The 19928-nt window shown below is 65.0% G+C and carries 22 protein-coding genes; 6 read left to right on the forward strand and 16 right to left on the reverse strand.

Annotated features, from left to right (window positions below):
• Positions 1-8: 8 nt before the first annotated feature.
• On the reverse strand, positions 9-818 hold the full coding sequence (locus tag VWN43_RS01715; protein WP_320180905.1) for an NTP transferase domain-containing protein: 810 nt from the start codon (positions 816-818) through the stop codon (positions 9-11).
• A 64-nt stretch (positions 819-882) separates the two neighbouring features.
• Here VWN43_RS01715 and VWN43_RS01720 point away from each other — a divergent pair, with 64 nt between their 5' ends.
• Complete coding sequence (locus VWN43_RS01720) at positions 883-1605, forward strand: Nmad3 family putative nucleotide modification protein (protein WP_320180904.1); 723 nt, start codon at positions 883-885, stop codon at positions 1603-1605.
• Here the strand turns inward: VWN43_RS01720 and mmsB are convergent.
• The 9 genes from mmsB to VWN43_RS01765 form a co-directional block, all read right to left on the reverse strand.
• Positions 1592-2458 (reverse strand): 3-hydroxyisobutyrate dehydrogenase, encoded by an 867-nt coding sequence (mmsB, locus tag VWN43_RS01725; RefSeq protein ID WP_320180903.1) that lies wholly within the window; start codon positions 2456-2458, stop codon positions 1592-1594. The two genes, VWN43_RS01720 and mmsB, sit on opposite strands and share 14 nt — an antisense overlap.
• A 230-nt stretch (positions 2459-2688) precedes the next feature.
• Complete coding sequence (locus VWN43_RS01730; protein WP_320180902.1) at positions 2689-3471, reverse strand: enoyl-CoA hydratase-related protein; 783 nt, start codon at positions 3469-3471, stop codon at positions 2689-2691.
• Positions 3472-3576: 105 nt separating this feature from the next.
• Positions 3577-4635: an enoyl-CoA hydratase/isomerase family protein gene (locus tag VWN43_RS01735; protein WP_320180901.1), complete on the reverse strand. Its 1059-nt coding sequence runs from the start codon at positions 4633-4635 to the stop codon at positions 3577-3579.
• The gene (locus VWN43_RS01740; protein WP_320180900.1) at positions 4632-5777 is read right to left on the reverse strand and encodes an acyl-CoA dehydrogenase family protein; all 1146 of its coding nucleotides are present in this window, start codon (positions 5775-5777) and stop codon (positions 4632-4634) included. Before VWN43_RS01740 ends, VWN43_RS01735 begins: the two co-directional genes overlap by 4 nt.
• A gap of 48 nt (positions 5778-5825) precedes the next feature.
• On the reverse strand, positions 5826-6212 hold the full coding sequence (locus VWN43_RS01745; protein ID WP_320180899.1) for a RidA family protein: 387 nt from the start codon (positions 6210-6212) through the stop codon (positions 5826-5828).
• Positions 6209-6517: an I78 family peptidase inhibitor gene (locus VWN43_RS01750; protein ID WP_320180898.1), complete on the reverse strand. Its 309-nt coding sequence runs from the start codon at positions 6515-6517 to the stop codon at positions 6209-6211. The genes VWN43_RS01745 and VWN43_RS01750 overlap by 4 nt, the downstream gene beginning before the upstream one ends.
• Positions 6518-6527: 10 nt before the next feature.
• The gene (locus VWN43_RS01755) at positions 6528-6998 is read right to left on the reverse strand and encodes a hypothetical protein (RefSeq protein WP_320180897.1); all 471 of its coding nucleotides are present in this window, start codon (positions 6996-6998) and stop codon (positions 6528-6530) included.
• A 32-nt stretch (positions 6999-7030) separates the two neighbouring features.
• Entirely contained in the window at positions 7031-8527 is a 1497-nt protein-coding gene (locus VWN43_RS01760) for a CoA-acylating methylmalonate-semialdehyde dehydrogenase (protein ID WP_320180896.1), read from the reverse strand.
• An 88-nt stretch (positions 8528-8615) separates the two neighbouring features.
• Positions 8616-9830: a DUF819 family protein gene (locus VWN43_RS01765; protein WP_320180895.1), complete on the reverse strand. Its 1215-nt coding sequence runs from the start codon at positions 9828-9830 to the stop codon at positions 8616-8618.
• Positions 9831-10110: 280 nt separating this feature from the next.
• Here VWN43_RS01765 and VWN43_RS01770 point away from each other — a divergent pair, with 280 nt between their 5' ends.
• Genes VWN43_RS01770 through VWN43_RS01785 form a run of 4 tightly spaced genes read left to right on the forward strand, consistent with a single transcriptional unit; the run spans position 10111 to position 12170 of the window.
• Entirely contained in the window at positions 10111-10350 is a 240-nt protein-coding gene (locus VWN43_RS01770) for a hypothetical protein (RefSeq protein WP_253519439.1), read from the forward strand.
• Positions 10347-11048 (forward strand): guanitoxin biosynthesis heme-dependent pre-guanitoxin N-hydroxylase GntA, encoded by a 702-nt coding sequence (gene gntA / locus VWN43_RS01775; protein WP_253519435.1) that lies wholly within the window; start codon positions 10347-10349, stop codon positions 11046-11048. The genes VWN43_RS01770 and gntA overlap by 4 nt, the downstream gene beginning before the upstream one ends.
• Positions 11045-11632, forward strand: a complete 588-nt coding sequence (locus VWN43_RS01780; RefSeq protein ID WP_320180894.1) for an urea carboxylase-associated family protein — start codon at positions 11045-11047, stop codon at positions 11630-11632. The genes gntA and VWN43_RS01780 overlap by 4 nt, the downstream gene beginning before the upstream one ends.
• Positions 11625-12170, forward strand: a complete 546-nt coding sequence (locus tag VWN43_RS01785; RefSeq protein WP_320180893.1) for a DUF421 domain-containing protein — start codon at positions 11625-11627, stop codon at positions 12168-12170. The genes VWN43_RS01780 and VWN43_RS01785 overlap by 8 nt, the downstream gene beginning before the upstream one ends.
• Here VWN43_RS01785 and VWN43_RS01790 read toward each other — a convergent pair.
• The 3 genes from VWN43_RS01790 to VWN43_RS01800 all read right to left on the reverse strand — a co-directional run bounded on the left by VWN43_RS01790 (position 12167) and on the right by VWN43_RS01800 (position 14578).
• Positions 12167-12940 (reverse strand): Crp/Fnr family transcriptional regulator, encoded by a 774-nt coding sequence (locus VWN43_RS01790; protein WP_320180892.1) that lies wholly within the window; start codon positions 12938-12940, stop codon positions 12167-12169. The genes VWN43_RS01785 and VWN43_RS01790 overlap by 4 nt on opposite strands.
• Positions 12941-13016: 76 nt before the next feature.
• Positions 13017-13817, reverse strand: coding sequence for a sulfotransferase family protein (locus VWN43_RS01795; protein ID WP_320180891.1), 801 nt, complete (start codon positions 13815-13817; stop codon positions 13017-13019).
• Positions 13814-14578 carry a Crp/Fnr family transcriptional regulator gene (locus VWN43_RS01800; RefSeq protein WP_320180890.1) on the reverse strand — a complete coding sequence of 255 codons (765 nt, stop codon included), beginning with the start codon at positions 14576-14578 and terminating at the stop codon, positions 13814-13816. The genes VWN43_RS01795 and VWN43_RS01800 overlap by 4 nt, the downstream gene beginning before the upstream one ends.
• Positions 14579-14706: 128 nt before the next feature.
• Between VWN43_RS01800 and VWN43_RS01805 the strand changes: the two genes are divergently transcribed.
• Positions 14707-15828, forward strand: a complete 1122-nt coding sequence (locus VWN43_RS01805; RefSeq protein ID WP_320180889.1) for a glycosyltransferase family 4 protein — start codon at positions 14707-14709, stop codon at positions 15826-15828.
• Here the strand turns inward: VWN43_RS01805 and VWN43_RS01810 are convergent.
• The 3 genes from VWN43_RS01810 to VWN43_RS01820 are packed head-to-tail and all read right to left on the reverse strand — an operon-like array spanning position 15735 to position 19875.
• A complete protein-coding gene (locus VWN43_RS01810) occupies positions 15735-16676 on the reverse strand; it encodes a glycosyltransferase family 2 protein (protein WP_320180888.1) in 942 nt (313 codons plus the stop codon). The two genes, VWN43_RS01805 and VWN43_RS01810, sit on opposite strands and share 94 nt — an antisense overlap.
• A complete protein-coding gene (locus tag VWN43_RS01815; RefSeq protein WP_320180887.1) occupies positions 16673-17806 on the reverse strand; it encodes a hypothetical protein in 1134 nt (377 codons plus the stop codon). Before VWN43_RS01815 ends, VWN43_RS01810 begins: the two co-directional genes overlap by 4 nt.
• A gap of 2 nt (positions 17807-17808) precedes the next feature.
• Positions 17809-19875 (reverse strand): HAD-IIB family hydrolase, encoded by a 2067-nt coding sequence (locus VWN43_RS01820; RefSeq protein WP_320180886.1) that lies wholly within the window; start codon positions 19873-19875, stop codon positions 17809-17811.
• Between the last annotated feature and the right edge of the window lie 53 nt (positions 19876-19928).

Genomic DNA, 19928 nt, shown 5'->3' on the forward strand with positions numbered 1-19928 from the left:
CGGCGGCGTCAGATGGTGGCGAGCCGCTTGGTCAGCAGCTTTTCGGTGACCTGGAACGTCCGCTCGTTGTCGACATCGATGGCGCAGTGCCCGTGGCTCATTTCGATCGGCACCATGGCGAAGCCGAACCGGCGCGAAACCTGCGCGAAGAGCTTTTCCTTGGTGCCCCAGCCGAGGAAGAAGCGGATCAGATTGATCACGCCGAAAGCCTTGGCGATGCGCTTCGGGAATTTCACGAACTGCCCGCCGCCGCGCATGATCTCGGCCGCCGCAAGTGCCTGCGGACTGCCGATCCAATAGGCATTGCAGTTCGAATAGCCGCCATCGGAAAATTCGTAGAACTTCTTCTGCCCTTCGGGGTCCGCGGCCTGAACGTCTTCCTTGTGCGCCAGGGCAGCTGCAGCGCCCGCACCACTGGCAATCGCCTTGTCGGCGAATTCGGTAAAGTCCTCGGGCAGCCATAGGCAATTGTCGGCAGTAGTGATGAGGATCGGATAGTCCGCACCCTCGGCCCCGGCAAAGACGCTGTCGACGAGATTGAACGCGCCGGGCTTGAACACCAGCCGGCCCTCGGCCTGGAGCTTGGCAATCGAGGGAATGGCGGCGATCTCGTCCGCCTCATGCGCCACGACGCGGATTTCGCCGATGCGCGGGCTGGCGGCGACATTCATCACAACGCGCTCGATCATCGGCATGCCGCCGACGGGAACAACGCATTTCTGGGCCACATTGGCGCGCTCGGCGAGTGGATCGAGCACGCCCGACCGCTTGCCCGCCATGATCAGCGCGGTGACCTTGCCATTGTTGTCTTGTGTCATGGGCGCGCAAATAGGGCCGAATGGCGCGGTTGTCACTGTCGCGCGCTTAAGGCACGGGGAGGGCGTGCGAATTATCTTCTCCCGCAAAGGGTTCGACAGCGCCTCGGGCGGCGGCCCATCGCCGATCGTCGAGAGTCGGCCGGTCAGCCTGCCGATCCCCGCAGGCACCGCCTCACGCACCACTTATGGCGATCTCGGTCTGGGCGAACATGCCGCGCGCGCCAGCCGCGGGCGGGTCGATGCGGGGACGCTGTGTCACCACGACCCGATGTTCCTCGCCGATGGCACCTGCCTGTTCGGCCAATGCGGCGCGGCGCAGACCCATCTGGCGAACCGGGGCGTGGGGCCGGGGGATGTGTTCCTGTTCTTCGGGCTGTTCCGCGAGGAAGACGGCGATCTCCACCACCGCATCTTCGGCTATCTCGAAGTGGCCGAAATCACCCATCTCGCGCAGGGTGCACCCGACTATCTGGTCGCGCGCGGCCATCCGCATGCGCTGGCGCTCCATGCGCGCAACGACGTGATCTATGCAGGCCCCGGCGTGGAAGCGCGGCAAGCGAGCGATGCGCTGCGCCTCACCGTGCCCGAGGGACCGCCCTCGCTATGGGGGCGCCCCGCTTGGCTCAAACACGGCGGGCTGAGCTATCACGACCGCGCCGACCGCTGGCTGCGCGGTGGGCGGCTCAAGAGCGTGGCGCGTGGGCAGGAATTCGTTGCCGATATCGGCCGCCGCATGGCCCCGCGCGAATGGCTCGCGCGGATGCTTGAGGAGATCAGAGCGTCTTGATGATTGCGCTGAAATCGAGCCCCGCATTGTACTCGGCGAATTGCTCGTAAAGCTCCTTGGCGTGGCGCCCGAGCGGGGTCGAGGCATCGGCGGTCTCGGCCGCCTCCATCGCCAGCTTGAGATCCTTGAGCATCAGTCCCGTGGCGAAACCGCCCTGGTAATCCTTGTCCGCCGGGCTTTCGACGCCGACGCCGGGCAGGGGGGTGTAGGCATTGAGCGACCAGCAATAGCCCGAGGACTGGCTCGATATCTCGTAAAACTTCTGCGGATCGAGGCCGAGCTTCTCGGCCATTTTCATCGCCTCGGCAGTGCCGATCATCGAGATGGCGAGCAGCATGTTGTTGCAGATCTTGGCGGTCTGGCCCGCCCCAGCGTCGCCCGCGTGGATCACCGCCTTGCCCATCGCGTTGAGCACCTCTTCGGCGCGCTTGAACGCTTTCTCGGTGCCGCCGACCATGAAGGTCAGCGTGCCGCCATTCGCCGCCGCGATCCCGCCTGAGACCGGCGCATCGACCATGTCGTAACCGGCGGCCTCGGCCTCGGCGATAACCTCCTTCGCGGTGGCAACGTCGATGGTCGAGCAATCGAGCAGCACCGCGCCTGCGGGCGCCTTGCCGATGACGCTGCCCTCGTAGACCGACTTCACGATCCCGCCATTGGGCAGCATTGAAACCACCGCATCGACGCCTTGAACGGCCTCGGCGGCATCGGTGAAGGGCGTGCAGCCGTTGTCCTTAGCTGTCGCGAGCGCTCCTTCCGAAAGGTCGAAGGCATTCACGGCATGCCCGGCCTTCACGAGGTTGGCGGCCATCCCGCCGCCCATATTGCCGAGGCCGATAAAGGCGATTTTCATGATCTATCCTCTCGCAAATTGCCGTGCCCTGGCGACATTCGGGCGACAAGGGCGACAGTGTGTCGCCCCAATCCAACATCGCAAGGTGCTGAATTATGATATATTTTTGGGGCGAAGGCGACAGCTTTGCCAATATGACGCCCCCCCCGGCCCAGATGGCGGCCCCCAGCCGGAAACGGGCTTAACAGTTTCGCGGGGGCGTAGGAAAGCGGTGCTTTCGCACCACTGGCTTACCGCCCCTTCCACTTGCCTTCGCGCTTCTCGACGAAGGCAGCCATGCCTTCGGCCTTGTCCTCGCTCGCGGCGAGGATCTGGAAAATACGGCGTTCGATGATCAAGCCCTGGTCGAGGCTGGTTTCGAAGGCCGCATTGACCATTTCCTTGTTTGCGATCGCGGCCATCGGCGGCATACTCGCGATCTGCGCGGCGGTTTTCAGCGCTTCGTCGAGCAGCGTGTCATGCGGGACCACGCGCGCGACGAGATTGCTGCGCTCGGCTTCCGCGGCATCCATCATCCGGCCGGTGAGGCACATCTCCATCGCCTTGGACTTGCCGACCGCCTTGGTCAGACGCTGCGATCCGCCCATGCCCGGCGCGACGCCCAGCTTGATCTCGGGCTGGCCGAACTTGGCGTTTTCGCTGGCGATGATGAAATCGGCCATCATGGCGAGCTCGCAGCCGCCGCCCAGCGCGAAGCCGTTGACCGCCGCGATCCACGGCTTGCGCGTTTTCTTGACGATCTCGCTCGTCCAGGGGCTGAAGAAATCCTCGAGGTAGAAATCGGCCGCGGCTTTCTCGCTCATTTCCTTGATGTCCGCGCCCGCGGCAAAGGCCTTGTCGCCCGATCCGGTCAGAACCGCGCAGAGCTGGCTTTTGTCCGCTTCATAGGCGGCGAAGGCCTCGGTCAGTTCCGCAAGGATCGTGCTGTTGAGCGCGTTGAGCGCCTTGGGACGGTTGAGCGTGATCAGCGTGACCGCGTCCCGCTGTTCGACGGTGATGGTTTCGTAAGCCAATGTTCTCTCCACGTCTCTCCTGCGAGGGCAGGAGCCTAGATGACTTGTCGGCCGCGCGGAACCGCAACGGCGTATGGGCCCCTGCCTGCGCAGGGGCGACGGATATCACCGTTCGAGCGGCGTCCATTCCTCGCCCTCGGGAAGCGGGGCGAAGATGCAGTCGATCAGTTCTTCGCTCACGTCCTCGGGCGCTGCGGGGTCCCATTGCGGGTCGTTCGTCTTGTCGACGATCACCGCGCGCACGCCCTCGGCGAAATCGGGCCGGGTCAGCACGCGGCTGGCGATGCGATATTCCATGCGCATGTTGTCGGCGAAGCTGCCGAGTTGTTCGCTCTCGCTCAGCTGGCGCAGCGCGACCTTGCAGGTCTGCGGGCTCTTGCCGCGTAGCGTGGCGAGCTCCTTCGCCGCCCATTCGCTGTCGTCTGCCTCGAGGCTGGCGAGGATGTCCTCGTAGCGATCCGAGGCGAAGTGCTTCTTGATCAGCGCGGCATTCTCTTCCAGCCGCGCGGGCGGCGGGGTGGTGGAAAGTTCGGACAGGATTCCGCCGATCCGGTCGGGATGCTCGATAATCCGGGCCTTGGCTTCGGCGAGTTTCTCGGCCGGCAGGTAATGCGTGGCGATACCCGCCCAGACGCATTCCGCACCGTCGAGCCGCGCACCGGTCACCGCGAGGAACTGGCCGAGCCGCCCGCCCAGCCGCGACAGGTGCCAGCCACCGCCGACGTCGGGGAAGAGGCCGATGCCGCTTTCGGGCATGGCAAAGCGCGTGTTCTCGGTCGCGACGCGATATTTGCACGGCAGTGCGATACCGACGCCGCCGCCCATGGTGATGCCGTCCATGAAGGCGACGATCGGCTTGCCGTATTCGAACATCTGGTGGTTGAGCCGGTATTCGTCGTGGAAGAACTCGCGCCCGCTTTTCCCGCCATCGTTGAGTGCGGAATGGCGCAGCAGATTGATGTCGCCCCCCGCGCAGAAGCCGCGCCCTTCGGCATGATCGAGGATGACGGCCTCGATGCCGTCGTCGCACGCCCAACCGGCGAGCGCCGCGCTCATCGCGTGGCACATGTCGAGCGTCAGCGCATGCAGCGCCTTGGGGCGGTTGAGCGAGAGATGGCCGGTGCGGCCATGGGTGTGGGTGTGAAGGTCGACGGTTTCAGTCATTGGCGGAGCATCTCCCGGCCCACGATCATGCGCATGACCTGATTGGTGCCTTCGAGGATCGAATGGACGCGCAAATCGCGCCAGAAGCGTTCGATGGGGTATTCTTTCAGATAGCCATAGCCGCCGAACAATTGCAGCGCATTGTTGACGACATTGCTGCCGCTATCGGTCGCCAGCCGCTTGGCCATGGCGGAGAACTTGCTCTTGTCGGGCGCATTGTCGGTGACCTTCGCGGCCGCGAGATAGAGCAGCGCGCGCGCCGCTTCCAATTCGGTCGCCATGTCGGCGAGCATGAACTGCGTGTTCTGGAAATCGGCGATCGCCTGGCCGAACTGCTGGCGTTCCTTGGTGTACTTCACCGCCTCGTCGAGACAGCGCTGCGCCCCGCCGAGCGAGCAGGCGCCGATGTTCAGGCGGCCGCCGTCGAGCCCCATCATGGCATAGCGGAAGCCGTCGCCTTCGGGGCCGACGCGGTTGGCGACGGGCACCCGTGCATCCTCGAAGATCAGCTGCGCGGTCGGGCTGGCATTCCAGCCGAGCTTCTTCTCCGGCTTGCCGAAGGACACGCCGGGGGTGTCCTTGTCGATCACCAGGCAGGTGATGCCCTTGGTCTTGTGCTCGCCCGTGCGAACCATGGTGACATAGACGTCGTTGAAGCCCGCACCCGAGATGAACTGCTTGGTGCCGTTGAGCACGTAGTGATCGCCATCGAGCCTGGCGCCGGTCTTGAGCCCCGCCGCGTCGGATCCGCTGCCGGGTTCGGTCAGCGCATAGCTGGCGATCTTCTCCATGGTGACGAGCTCGGGCAGGTAGCGGCCCTTCAGTTCGTCGCCCCCGAACCGGTCGATCATCCAGGCGGCCATGTTGTGGATCGAGATGAACGAGCTGGTCGCAGGGCAGCCATAGGCCATGGCTTCCATGATCAGCGCCGCTTCGAGCCGGCCCAGGCCGATACCGCCGGCTTCTTCGGATACGTAGATTGCGCCGAAGCCGAGCTCGGCGCTCTGCTTGATCACATCGACCGGGAAATGCGAGGTCTGGTCCCATTCGCCGGCATGCGGAGTGATGTTGTCGGCGGTAAAGCGCTGCGCCACTTCCTGGATCGCGAGCTGCTCTTCGGTAAGCTGGAATTGTCCTGTCATGGCGGGTGACCTAGCGGTGGTGAGGGGGCGTGAAAAGGGCTGCTGCGGTCAGCCTTCGATGATTGCTTCGGCCTCGATTTCGACTTTCCATTCCGGTCGGCAGAGCCAGGCCACACCTGCCATCGTTGCGGCGGGCGGGGCCTCGCCAAAGAAGCGGGCATGAACTTCGCCGACCGCTTCCTGATCTGCCGGATCGGTCAACAGCATCCGCGTGCGCACGACATCCTTCGCGCTGCCGCCCAGTTCCTCGATCGCGCGCAGGATGAGCACGAAACAGCGTTCGGCCTCGGCCGCGGCGCCGCCCGGGGTGGAACTGCCGTCATCTTCGATCGGTCCGGTCCCCGCAACGAGAATGCGATTGCCGTCACGCACCGCGCGGGCGAAGCCGAACTGCGCTTCGAACGGGGAGCCGGTGAAGGCGCGGCGGCGCGTCATCCGCAGGTGATCTCGGTGATCAGCCGCGCTTCGTCATAGCGCACGTTTACGCGATTGGTGCGGTAATCCATCGTCCATGCCGAATTGGGCGGCCCCCAGCGCAGCACTTCGGCGCCGCTTTCCGCGAGGATCGCGGCGCCTGCTTCCTCGGTCGCTTCACGGCCGACATGCGCCTGCGCCGGGGCTGCGTCGCAGGCCCCGAACATGGCGTCGCGAGGCGGGGCGGGCGGTGCAGGCGCGGGTTCGGAATAACCGGCGCAGGCGGCCAGGGGCAGGGCAAGTGCGGTGAAGATCAGGATACGCATGGCAACACTCCTATTCGCATTTCTTGAGCGGCATCGGTTCGAATTGCTCTTCCCCGACAGGCGCGGACGTCAGCGTGCGTCCACCGTCCGTGAGCGTGAACTTGCGCGCCATGTCCCATGTTTCGCCTTCGCCTTCCATCGCCAGCGAAACGACGATGTCCCGCGGGCTGCCGACTTCGACCCCGGTCACATCGCCATGCGATTCGTAGAATTGCATGGTCTTCGGGCCGATCTCGACCCGCAGGTCGGAAGCCGGATCGCAGCTTCCCTCGACATAGTCCCACACGCCGCGGAAAGCGGCGGGGATGGTTTCTGCAACGACGGGTCCGGGAGGTCCGGCGCCGTCGCCGATCCCGCCATCGGGTTCGACCGGCATCATCGTTTCGGCAGGCTCGGGCTCACCCGCATCGTCGGACCCGCCCGAACAGGCGGCAAGCAAGAGGACCAGCGGCAGGGTGGCGGGGAACAGTGTGCGGTTCATCGTTTCTCTCCCAAGTTCGCCTGGCGCGGCGCTTACCCCATCGTGGGGATGACGAAGGCGTTCGATCCGTCGCCGCCGCCATCGGGCCAGCGCTGGGTGACCTTCTTGGCCTTGGTCCAGAACTTCAGGCCTTCCTGGCCATACTGGTCGGTGTCGCCGAAGCCCGAACGTTTCCATCCGCCGAAGCTGTGATAGCTGACGGGGACGGGAATCGGAACGTTGATCCCGACCATGCCGACATTCACCCGGTGCGCGAATTCGCGCGCCGCATGGCCGTTGCGCGTGAAGATGGCGACACCATTGCCATATTGGTGCTCGCTCGGCAGCCGCAGTGCATGCTCGAAATCGTCGGCGCGTACGATCTGCAGGACCGGTCCAAAGATTTCCTCGCGGTAGCTTTCCATGTCGGTGGTCACGCGGTCGAGCAGCGTCGGGCCGACGAAGAAGCCCTTCTCGTGGCCCTGCAGCGTGAAGCCGCGGCCGTCGATGACCACTTCGGCGCCTTCCTGCTCGGCAGTGTCGATCCACTGTTCGATCCGCGCCTTGTGCTCGGGCGTGACGACGGGGCCGTAATGCGCGTCGGGATCGGTCGAAACGCCGATGCGCAGCGCATTGATCGCGGGGATCAGCTTTTCGCGCAGCCTCTCGGCGGTGTCCTCGCCCACGGGCACGACCACCGGCAGCGCCATGCAGCGTTCGCCGGCAGAGCCGAAGGCGGCCCCGGCGAGATCGCCCACCACCTGGTCGAGATCGGCATCGGGCATGACGATGCCGTGGTTCTTGGCGCCGCCCATCGCCTGGACGCGTTTGCCCGCAGCGACGCCGCGCTTGTAGACGTAATGCGCGATATCGCTCGACCCGACGAAGCTGACCGCGGCGATATCCTCGTGGTCGAGGATCGCATCGACCATTTCCTTGTCGCCGTGGACCACTTGCAGCAGCCCCTCGGGCGCGCCGGCCTCGACGAACAGTTCGGCCAGCCGGATCGGCACGCTGGGATCGCGTTCGGACGGCTTGAGGATGAAGGCGTTGCCCACCGCGATCGCCATGCCGAACATCCACATCGGGATCATCGCGGGGAAGTTGAACGGGGTTATGCCCGCGCCGATGCCCAGCGGCTGGCGCATCGAATAGACATCGATGCCGGGGCCCGCGCCTTGCGAATATTCGCCCTTCAAGGCCTGCGGGATGCCGCAGGCATATTCGATGACCTCGAGCCCGCGCTGCACATCTCCATGCGCATCGTCCACGACCTTGCCGTGTTCGCTGGCGAGCAGTTCGGCCAGTTCCTGCTTGTTGGCTTCGACCAGCCGTTTGAATTCGAACATCACCCGCGCGCGGCGCTGCGGATTGGTGGCCGCCCATTCGGGCTGGACCTTCTTGGCGGCGGCGACCGCGCGGTCGAGCAAGGCGGCATCGCCCAACGGAACCTCGGCCTGGACTTCGCCCGTAGAGGGGTTCCAGATCTTGTGGGTGCGGGCCGCGGGAGCGCTCGCTCCGCCGACGATGAAATGGTCAAGCTGACGCATGAAAGTTCCTCTCTTTTCTTTGCAACGGCCCATACGCGCGCAAGGTCCGAAAGCAACCGGTATCGGGTGAAACCTTTGCCGCGCGCGGCTAGCCGACGCCGGCCATCATCTGCGCGCACAGGATCGCGCCATAGGTCCCCAGCGCATAGCCCAGCACGGCCAGCAGCACGCCGACCGGGGCCAGCGCGGGGTGGAACGCCGCCGCCACCACCGGCGCCGACGCCGCGCCGCCGATATTCGCCTTGCTGCCCACCGCGACGAAGAAGAACGGCGCCTTGATGATCTTCGCCACGCTCAGCAGCAGGATGACGTGGAACAGCATCCAGATGAAGCCGATCGCCATGAAAGCGGGCGCATCGGTAATCTTGGTCACGTCCATCCGTGTGCCGATCACCGCCACGAGCAGGAAGATGAACAACACGCCAAACTTGCTCGCGCCAATCCCTTCCAGCTCGCGGGCGCGGGTGAAGCTGGCGGCGAGCCCCGCGGTGGTGGCGATGACCACGACCCAGAAGAATTCGCTCGCCAGCGTGGCGTCCTCGCCCTGCATCGCGGCGAACCAGCCGCCCAGCCAGCCGCCGAGCAGATGCGCAAGCCCGACGATGGCGAAGGTCACGCCGAACAGCAGGACATAGTCATTGGCCTTGGCGACGCGTTCGATGCTGGCAGTGTAATCGGCCATCGTGTCGCGCAGCCGGGCAATCGACGAACTGTCCGCGCCCAGCCACTTGTCGACGCGCTCATGCGCGCCCGCGCCATAGAGCAGGAACACCATCCAGATCTCGGCGACGATGATGTCCACCGCCAGCAGCGCGGCGAAGCCTTCGAGCGGGTAGCCATAGACCTCGAGCATCGCGGTCTGGTTGGCGCCGCCGCCGATCCAGCTTCCCGCCAGCGTCGCCAGCCCGCGCCATGCGGCGGTATCGCCCGAACCGATGATCGAAGGTTCGAACTGCGCCACGATCCACAGTGCCAACGGCCCGCCGAGGACGATGCCCACCGTGGCGGTCAGGAACATGACGATCGCCTTGCTGCCGAGACCGAGGATCCCCTTGATGTCGATCGACAGCGTCATCAGGAACAGCGCGGCAGGCAGGAAATAATCTTTCGCCACCGGCCACAGATTGCTCTCGGACACGTCGATCAGGCCGAAAGTCGTCATCAGGCTGGGGACGAGATAGCAGACCAGGATGATCGGGACGAAGATGTAGAAGCGCTGCCAGCCGGGTCGGTCGCGCGTGGCGAAAACGAAGCCGAGCACCAGGGCGAGCAGCCCGAGAATAATCCTGTCGTCGCTGATCATGGCGTGATGAAACCCGTCCTTCGATATCGGTTTGCGCGCGGCCTAGCGCGGCGGACGGGGAAAGCCAAACGGCCTTCACCCTCGTTCCGGGTGGCCTCGCGGTACGGGTGCCTACCCGTTCCGGGTGCAAGCTAACGCATGTCAGTCTCGGATCAACGAGCGCGCAAATGCGTTGGGCCGGTAGTGATACGCGCGTCCGATCGGGCGCGTGTTGCATACGTGGGGCTGGCGCGGCGCGCGGGCCCTGCGGCCGTCTGATGGGCTTAACGCGAGGTTTCCGGTGTTCACGCAACTCAATCCACCGCTTCCGGTGCTGGTGACCGACAAGGGTGCGGGGCTGGCCTTTGCCGTGATCGACTATGGGGTCGAACACAATCTGATCTGGGTCACCGCGCTCGACGGGTCGGGCGAGATCTGGTGCGCCCCCAATCCCAAGGTTCGCCTGCAAGCCAATTGGTCGATGGGCCGCACGAAGGACACCAGCCTCCAATTCGTGCCCGAAGGAGTGTCGTCGCAATGAAACCCGGCGTTCTGGCGGTCGACGATAGCGTCGCCCGCGATATCGAAGCACAGTTCCGCGCGCATATCGCCGATACGGCGTTCCCCTGCGTCGGTGCAAAATCGGCCCAGGCGCGCGACCTGCTCGACGTGCTCGTCGCGCACGACATGCGCAGCGGCTGGGACGATCTGCGGATCCACGACCGGCTGATCGAATGGGCCGAGCGGTACCGCAACGATCCCGAGGGCCTGCGCAGCATGGCGGTGGTGTTCGAGCAACCTGGCTCGCTCGACGAGAGCGAATATGAAAGCCTGTTGTGGGAACGGCTCCAGTCCTTTGCCGAAAAGGACAAATGGCTCGGCCAGAGCTACGACCCCAGCGTCAGCCCCGATCCGACCGATCCGCATTTTTCGCTCAGCTTTGGCGGCGAAGCCTATTTCGTCGTCGGCCTGCACCCGCATGCCTCGCGCCCGGCGCGGCGCTTTGCCTATCCGACGATGGTCTTCAACCTGCACAACCAGTTCGAAGCGCTGCGCGAGGACGGGCGGTACGAGCGCATGCGCGAGGCGATCCTCGAGCGCGACCGCACTCTGGCAGGCGATATCAACCCGATGCTCGCCCGCCACGGTGAGAGCAGCGAAGCGCGCCAATATAGCGGCCGGGCCGTCGATGACGACTGGACCTGCCCGTTCCGCGATCCCCGAATGGAGAAGCAATGAACCGCATAGAACCGCGCAGCGGCGTGGCGTTCGAACTGCCGAAAGGCGCGCAGCTCACCGTCTGCGATCCCGAAGGCAGCCAGGTTTCCGACCTGCTGGCTTATAACGCGCAGGACGTCCGCGAAGTCATCTCCAACGGGCGCACCTTCGATTATGAAGAAACCATCCGGCTCGGGCGGGGGCACCGCCTGTGGTCGAACCGGTCGAACCCGATGCTGACGATCACGTCGGATACGGTCAAACGGCATGATTTCCTGCTGACCCCGTGTTCGGAAGACACGTTCCGGCATTTCTATCCAGACAAGCCGCTCCATCGCGGCTGCTTCGGCAATCTGGCCGAGGCGCTGGAGCCCTATGGCATCGGGCCGGACGACATTCCGACCGCGTTCAACCTGTTCATGAACGTCCCGGTCGATGGCGACAGCGGTGTGCTGACGGTCAAGCCGCCGCTGAGCGAGCCGGGCGACACGATCGTCATGCGCGCGGAGATGGATTTGATCATCGGCCTGACAGCCTGTTCGGCCTACGATTCCAACGGCGGATCGTTCAGGCCGATCGACTATGAGGTGAGCGCGAGTGGCTGAGGCCATCAATTTCTGGTCCGGCTGGCCCCGGATGCTCGAAATCGCCGGCAATGCCTTTCTCTTCTACGTCCTGATCATCATCATGGTGCGCCTGGTCGGCAAGCGCACGACCAGCGAGCTCAACAATTTCGACTGGATCATCAATGTCGCGGTCGGCAGCCTGGCTGCGAGCGGCATCCTGCTGCGTAATGTCGCGACGCTCGATGCGGTGACCGCGATCATCGTGCTGGCAGCCTGCCAGTATCTGACCACGCGGATGGTCCAGCAAAGCGAGACCGCCGCCGACGTCGTCAAGGCCGAGCCAACGCTGCTGACGCACAAGGGCGACTATCTGCGCGACGCGATGGAGCGTACGCGGATTTCGGAGGAAGAGATCAGGTCCGCATTGCGGCAGAACGGTATCACCGCCAACGCCGATGCCAATTGGGTGGTGCTGGAAACCAATGGCGAGCTGTCGGTGATCCCGCGCCAGGATGTGCGCTGGGGCGATGCCGAGGCATTGTCCGACGTTCACTGCCCGGATGACCTGAAAGACTAGTCCCAGTCTTCCTTCACCTTCAGCGGCCCGTCGCCGTAAAGGTAATCGGGGTCGAACTGCGCATAGCGTTTCAGCGCGGCCCAGTCGCGGGTGTACAGATCGCCGCGCCGGATTTCGGCAATGCCCAGCTCGCGTAACTTGCCCACGGCGCGGTTCGCGTGGATCGCGCTCACCCCGCACATATCGGCCATGTCGAACTGGGTGAAAGGTGTCCGCAGCGCGCGCGTCACGCCGCGCCCGACCAGTTCCAGCCGGGTATGCAATTCGGCATAGAGATGCGCGATGCGCCGCGGCGCGTCGAGTTGCTCCAGCGTCTGGATCCATTTGCGATGGATCGCCGCGTCGAGCAGTGTGGCAAACCACATTGCCCGCGCGACGCCCGGCCGATCGCGCATCACCGCGCGCAGCGTCTCATGGCTGACCGAACCCACCTTCACCTTGCCCGCCGCGTCGATATTGTGATCGAGCCGCTTGAGTGCAAAGCCATGCAGGTCGACGAAATCGCCCGGGACATGGACGCCGGTGATGAACCGCTTGTTGCCGCTCTCGATGGTGCGGAAGATGTATCCCTCGATCAGGATCGTGCTGCGATCGGTCTTGATGCCGCGGGACAGCAGACGCGCACCGTCGTCATGCTCCTCGACGCTCTCCACCAGCCCCTCGATATATTGCAGATCGTCGAGGCTGAGGTTGTGACGCAGGCGTCCGGCGAGGAAATTGCCGGTCAGGGGGAAGCTTGCCGTTCCCAGGAGTTCGGTGGTCCCGTTCATCGCGCGCGGTAAAGCAAGTCGCGCAAACACCGTCTATTAACGCATGTTAGCTTTCTGTTCTTTTTGCGCCCGGGCATCATTTTTCGTCCGCTTGCGCGGTCAAGACCCGCACGGTTGCTTCCTCGACCCGGCGCAGGGGATGCGCGCAGAGCGGGGTGAAGCCCGCGACCTTTCCGCCGGCGCCGTAGCCCCAGTTTGTGAGTCGCCCGGCAAGGTCGCCGGTCGCGCGGTATGCGGCTGCGTAGTCGGCATTGCCATCGCGCAGTGCGATGCCGGGGTCGTGATCCTCGCAATCGAGAAAGGCGAACAGCGCCTGCCGCGTAACATCGGGGCGGGCGACGAGATCCTCGTAGCGAATGACCAGCGCGGCATGCAGGAAAGGCAGGTCCCCGGCCACGAGGTCATAGGCGTCGAGCGCATAGCGGATGAGCGCATCCGGCTCGTGATCGACCCATTTCGCCAGCGCTGCCGCCATCATTTCGGGATGGCGCAGGATCACGACGAATTGCGAGGTCGGAAACAGCTGCTGGTACAATCGCATCCGGGTGAGGTTCACCGGCGATTTTTCGAGCCACCAGGGCTTGCCCCGGTCCAGCCATGGCGACCAGTCCGACAGGATACGTTGCTGCGTTTCCAGAGTATTCCAGCGCGACCCTTCGGTATGATGCTGGTGCGGGTCGGTCGCATAGTGCCCCGGCCGTCCATCGCATGCGGTATGCGGGATACCGCCCTGCAGATAGCATCCCTCGTTCTCGGGCACCGGCGTGCCTTCGATGCCGCCGACCGCCGTATGCGCGCCGAGAATACGCGCCAGCAGGCTCGTTCCGGTCCGATGCAGCCCGGCGACGAACACGAAGCGATTGGGGCGCTGGCTCACGCGAATTCGCGCAGCGACAAGGCGCCGTCGCCATAGAGGTAATCGGGGTTGAAGCCGGCATAGGCCTCCAGCCTCGTGCGGTCCGCAATCCGTACCTTGCCGCGCTGGAAATCGGCCAGCCCGTTCTTCCTGAGGTCGGCCAGCGCGCGGTTGGTGTGGATCGAGGTCGCACCGCACATGTCGGCAATGTCGCTTTGCCGCAGCGGGGTCTCGAAGCCATCGGCATAGCCAATGCCGACCATTTCGAGCCGGCGCCAGATTTCGGCGAAGATATGCGCAATGCGCTTGGGTGCGGTGAGCTGTTCGAGCTTCATGATCCATTCGCGATGCATCGCCGCGTCGAGCAGGGTCGAGAACCAGAACAGGCGCGCCAGATGCGGGCGGTTCGCCATCACCTCCGCGATCGCTGTATGCGGCACCTGGCCGAGTTTCACCGAACCCACGCAATCGATGTTGTGATCGAGCCGCTTGAGCGCGAAGCAATGCAGGTCGACGAAATCCCCCGGCACGTGAAAGCTCACCGCATAGCGCCGGTCCTCGCTTTCCAGCGTGCGCAGGATGAAGCCGTCGATCAGCAGCGTGGAGCAATCGCATTCCTCGCCGCGCGCGATCAGCCGCTCGCCGTCTTGCAGCGTCAGCGTCCGCGCGACCAGACCTTCGAGTTCGGACTTCTCGGCATCGCTCATGTCGTGCCGCAAGCGCCCGGTCAGGAACCGTCCAGTCTTGGGATAGCGGTCCAGCTCGTCGGTGAGCGCCATCATGTCCTCCTGTCGACAAAATGCAATGCGGTGTCGGCCGTTCCGGTAGCACATTGCATAAATGTTAGCTTTGCCGAAGCGCGGCTCATGGTGCGTTTGCCTGTCATGTCTTTCAACAGCCCGATCCGCCCATGAAAATCGCGGTCCTCGCCCATATCCGCCATGCCATCGCCGAACCCTTCGGCGGCGGGATGGAGGCGCATTGCGACATGCTGTGCCGCGGGCTGCGCGCAGCCGGACACGAGGTCGATCTGTTCGCCGCCGAAGGGTCGCATGACGAGAATCTGGTACCGATCTGCGCGGCGCCCTATGACGAGGTGCTGCCCTGGCGCGTCTATCGCGGCACCAGCGAACTCGCCGCCTACCAGCGTGCCGCCTTCGAGCGCGTGCTGCTGAAGATCGGCGGGGGCGGGTATGATGTGGTCCACAACAACTCGCTGTTTCCCGAGATCATCGCCTGGTGCGCGCAAGCGGGGATTCCCTGCGTCACCTCGCAGCACGTCCCGCCCTTCGGGACGATGTTCGATGCCGTGGAAGCGGCGCGCGCGCAGCCGAATATCGGCTTCACCGTGACCTCGCATGACCAGCAATCCCTATGGGCCGATCGCGGGTGTCCCGATCTCGAGGTGATCCCCAACGGTATCGATACCGATCGCTGGGTGCCCGCGGGCGATCCGGGCGACTATCTGACATGGGTGGGCCGCATCGTCCCCGACAAGGGACTGGCCGAAGCGATCCAGGCGGCGCGCAAGGCGCGGGCCCGGCTGAAGATTTTCGGGCCGGTCGAGGATGCTGCCTATTTCGCCGCCAAGGTAGAACCGTTCCTTGACGGGGGAATCGAATTTCACGGACACCGCAGCGCCGAACACTTGCGACAGGAAGTCGCGCAGGCCCGGGGCGCGCTGGTCACGCCCTTGTGGGACGAACCGTTCGGCCTGGTGGCGGCAGAAGCGCTGTCCTGCGGCACACCCGTCGCAGGGTTCAATCGCGGGGCGCTGTCCGAAGTCGTGGGAGACTGCGGGATCCTGGTCAAAGGCGGCGATGTCGGCGCGCTGGCGCACGCCATCCGGAGGCTTGGTTCGATCGATCGCGCCGCGTGCCGCGAACGGGCGACCAGCCAGCTCTCGATCGGAGCGATGATCACAGGCTACGAGCGTTGCTATGCCAAGGTCATCGCCGGTGCGCGGCTCGCTTCTTTGCCGCGGCTTGCCTGGGCCTCGAGCTCTTCGAGCACGACCGAACTGCTCGCATAGGGCTGGTGTTCCTGCTGCCGGGTGAGTGCAAAATGCGCTTCGCCCGGTTCGCGCAGCTTGATCCAGCCGCCGTTTCCATCGGGCTCGATCAGCCCCATGAGGCGGAAAGCGCGAAGCCAGTGCTGCATCGTTGGCTCGCCCCATTTCTCGGCAAAGATCTGCGCATTGGCGACCACGCTGTCGAGATGGTGCACCGGCGGCATGTGATGCTTGTGATATTGGTGATAGGCCTTCGCCCCGCGCGCCCACCACAGCGGCACGTCATGCGCCGCAATCGTGCGACCGAAATCGGTATCCTCGCCGCCATAGCCGAGATAGCGCGGATCGAACCCGCCGAGGTCGCGGAAGGTTGCGGCGGGCAGCGCAAAATTGAGCGACCAGAAGCAGCGGTAGTCGCCGCAGTGCCCGACCATTCCGCGCGGCGGACCGGCGCGGTCGCGATGCGTGACCGCGAGCCGTTCGAACTGCGCATAGTCGATACCATGCTCGGTCGCGCCCTGTGGGAGATAGCCGACCTCGCCCATCAGCACGCCTTCGTTGAAGGCAGAGGCGGCGGCATAGTCCTCGATCAATCCCGGCGCGGGGATGCAGTCGACATCGAGGAAGATCAGCAATTCGCCGCGCGCATGTTCGGCAGCCGTGTTCCTTGCCTCCGCGAGGCAGATGCCCTTGCTGCCCAGCAATACCTGCCGGACCGGGAAGCTCGTGCTGGGGAGATCGTAGCGATTATCCTGCATGACCGCGACCACCAGTTCGCACGGCGGGCGGCGCGAATGGTTCAATCCGCTGACCAGATTGCGCAGATGGTCCTCACGGCCATGCGCGAGCGTACATACCGAAATCGTCATGCCACAATCTCCAGCGCGGGCTTGCCTTCCGTCCCCCGCCACAGCTCGGCCGCGAGACTGTCGAGCCAGGCCGCTGCGGCCTGGGCCGGGCGTGGTTCGATGATCGCCCGCTGCTGTTCGACATCGATCAGCGCCGCGGCCGTCCACAGCCGCTCCCACGCGGCTGGGTGCGAAGGCCAGTGGCGGGAGACCGCCGCCAAGCCTTCGCGATCGAGCACTTCGGCCTTGCAGAACTGTTCATCGAAGTAGCGCCATTCAGGAATGACGACCCAGGGCTTGCCCGCTGCCAGCACCATATGGACGGTGGTATTTCCGCAGGACGAGACAACGCGGTCCGCCGCGGCGATCCAGTCGCGCGGGTTTTCGACCCAGCCGCGATGCTCGAGATTGCCCGGTGGGGTCTCGTGCCATTCGCTACGGACCTTGCCGATGGTGATCCAGCGGGCCTCGGGCTCGGCGCGCGCGCCCAGCGTCAGCGGAGTGGACGGGGTACCTTCCCCGCCGCCGCCGGCGATGACCAGCACGATGTCGTCCTCCTCGCCCAGTCCGAGCTTGCGCCGCGCCTCGCGCTTGGCGGGGAACGGCGAACAGTCGATCCCTACGCCCGAGGCATACTGCGTCTTGCGGCGCAGATAGGCAGGGCGGTCGTGCTGCTCGATCCGTTCCGAATAGGGAGCCAGCAGGCCGACCGCGCTGTCATAGGCCGCGAGATGCCCTGCATCGCCGCGCTCGCCATGCTGGAGCACCGCGACATGCGGCACCGAACACAGCCGCGCCAACTGGCCCAGTTCCGCAGAGACATCGGTCACGAAGAGGGCTGGGCGGGCCTGCGCAAACCACCCCGAAAGCGCGGCAAAGGCATCGGTAATCGTCGGCCAGCCGAGCGGGGCACAGTGAACCGTCTCGGGCATCGGCAGCGCTGCCATGGCGGGCGCTTCCTGCCCGGTGGGTTCGAACAGCGAGGGGATTTTCCGGATTTCGATCCGCTCGTCGAGCACGGGGAAGATGTCGTCCCGCGCGCAGAACAGCGTCACGCCGCGCGACCCGATCAGTTCATTGGCGATCGCCGCCGCGCGCTCGGCATGGCCGCGCCCCTGGTGATGGACGAAATAGCCAATGGGTCCGGTCATGCTCATGCTGAAATCCTCGTATCCCGGCGCTCGCGAAGTCGCTGCGCGCGGTGCTGTGCAAGAATGCCCTCGAGCGTGCCGGCTGCGTGGCTGCGCCGCGCCAGATAGACATTGGGGCGCCTCGCCAAGGCGGCGATCTCGGCCGCGTGATTGCCGACCATGATCGCGTTCTGGCAGGCAGTCAGCATATCCTCGTCATTGCCGCTGTCGCCGGCCGCGAAGACCTGCTCGACCGGAACATCGAACATGCGGGCAACATGGCCCATCGCCGCTGCCTTGCCTGCCATGGGGGGCAGGACATCGAGCAAGCGGTCGTGGCTGAACACCACGCGCGCCGGAATGCCGTGGCTGCGCAGCCGGTCCTCGACCTGCGCCGCCATCCCGGGCGAGTTGGCAAAGTAGCTGCGCTTGAAGGGGCGTTGCTCGTAGCTCGCCTGCGGGATCAAATCCGGCAGATCGTCCAGCGCATCGTCGATGGCAGTGGGGTGCCATTCATAGCCGATGCCGTCGGCATAGTCGGTGTCGAGCACGAGATCGCCGCCACGTTCGACATAGATCTCGGTACCCACCGAGGTTATCCAGGCGCGCGGATCGGGCAGTTTCCAGTCGCGCACCAGCCGCCGCGCTTCGACGATCGAGCGACCGGTGGCGATGACGAAGCCGAACTGCGCCTGCCGCTGGAAGAACTGCCCGATGCGCAGCGCGCCGCGGTCGCACCCGGTCAGCGTGTTGTCGAGATCGCTGACCAGCAAATGGGCAGGTCTCGGGCGCAGCGCGGTGGCGGGCGCGGTGACCTGCCTGGCGATTGCCATGAAGCCGCCCGCATAGGCATCCCAGTTGACCTCCCGGCTGTTGGCCTGTCCATTGTGCGAGCAGGTTTCCCACAGTCGGCGATCGGTCACCAATCGCTCGATCGCTTCGGCGATTTCGCTCTCGCTCCCCGGGTCGACCAGCAACCCATGCTCGAGCTCGCCGACGATGTCCTGCGGGCCGCCGATCTTGGTGGCGACGACGGGAACGCCATGCGCCGCAGCCTCGACCAATGTCAGGCCATAGGGCTCCGTCAGCGCCGGATTGACGAACACGCCGCGCGTCCGGGCGGCGAGAGTATAGAGTTCCTTGACCTGCTGGCGCGTGTGCGACTTGGGATAGGCGACCTTGCCGTAGAGATCATGGCGGTCGATGGCATCGACGAGACCGCGCAGCACATCCTGCTGCTCCGCTTCGCCCGATTGCAGATCGTCGCGCAGCCCGGCGAGAACCACCAGATTGCACTGTTCGCGCAGCGTAGGCGACTTGCCGAAGGCTTCGACCAGCCGGACGAGATTCTTCTTGTGGACGGGGCGGGCGATCGCCAGCACCACGGGCTTCATCGGTTCGCGCAGGAATGGGGAAACGAGTTCGATCGCCGACGAGATTTCCCCGCCCGCGGCGCTGCGGTCGATCCCCGGGATCAGGCGATGGATCTTGCCGATCCGGGCCGAAGGATAGGCCGCAAGCTGCCGTTCGCATTCGTCGCGCGACGAGCCAATGATAGCCCGCGCACCCGCGATCGCCCGGTTCTCTTCCGCGATCCGCCCCTCGAGCGCGGCGCTGGGCGCAGGCATTGCCATGCGCTTGTCCATGCCGAGCGAATGCGCAGTGTAGATGAAAGGAATGCCCAGCGCGTCTTCGACCTTGCGCGCCACATCCGCTGCATCGGCGAAATGCGCGTGGATGAGGTCGGGCAAGCGCTCGCGCTGCCCCAGCTCCGCAATCAGCGCTTCGGTAAAGGCGGCGCGGTCGGCGCTCAGCGCTTCCTTCGCCAGATAGCGCCGGTTGCCGCTGTCGATCCGCCGTATGACCAGCTTGGGACCAAGCCATTCTTCGGCCTCGGCATGGATCGCGCCGAGCCGCGGATCGTCGAACCGCCGTGTAATGACTTCCGCCATTTCCACATCGCCGCGCCGGGCAAGCGCTTCCATCTCGCCCAGGATGTAGGTGATGTGCCCCCCCGTATCTTCGGTGATCCCGTACCGGACCGGCTCGCCTTTCAGGCAGCCGCCGAGTGCGAGCGATACGATATGCAAAACTGGTCCCCTTGATTGGCTTCCCCCGGCTAACGGGCGAGGCGGCATCGCTG

This window comes from Qipengyuania sp. HL-TH1 (assembly GCF_036365825.1).
GTDB lineage: Bacteria > Pseudomonadota > Alphaproteobacteria > Sphingomonadales > Sphingomonadaceae > Qipengyuania > Qipengyuania profunda.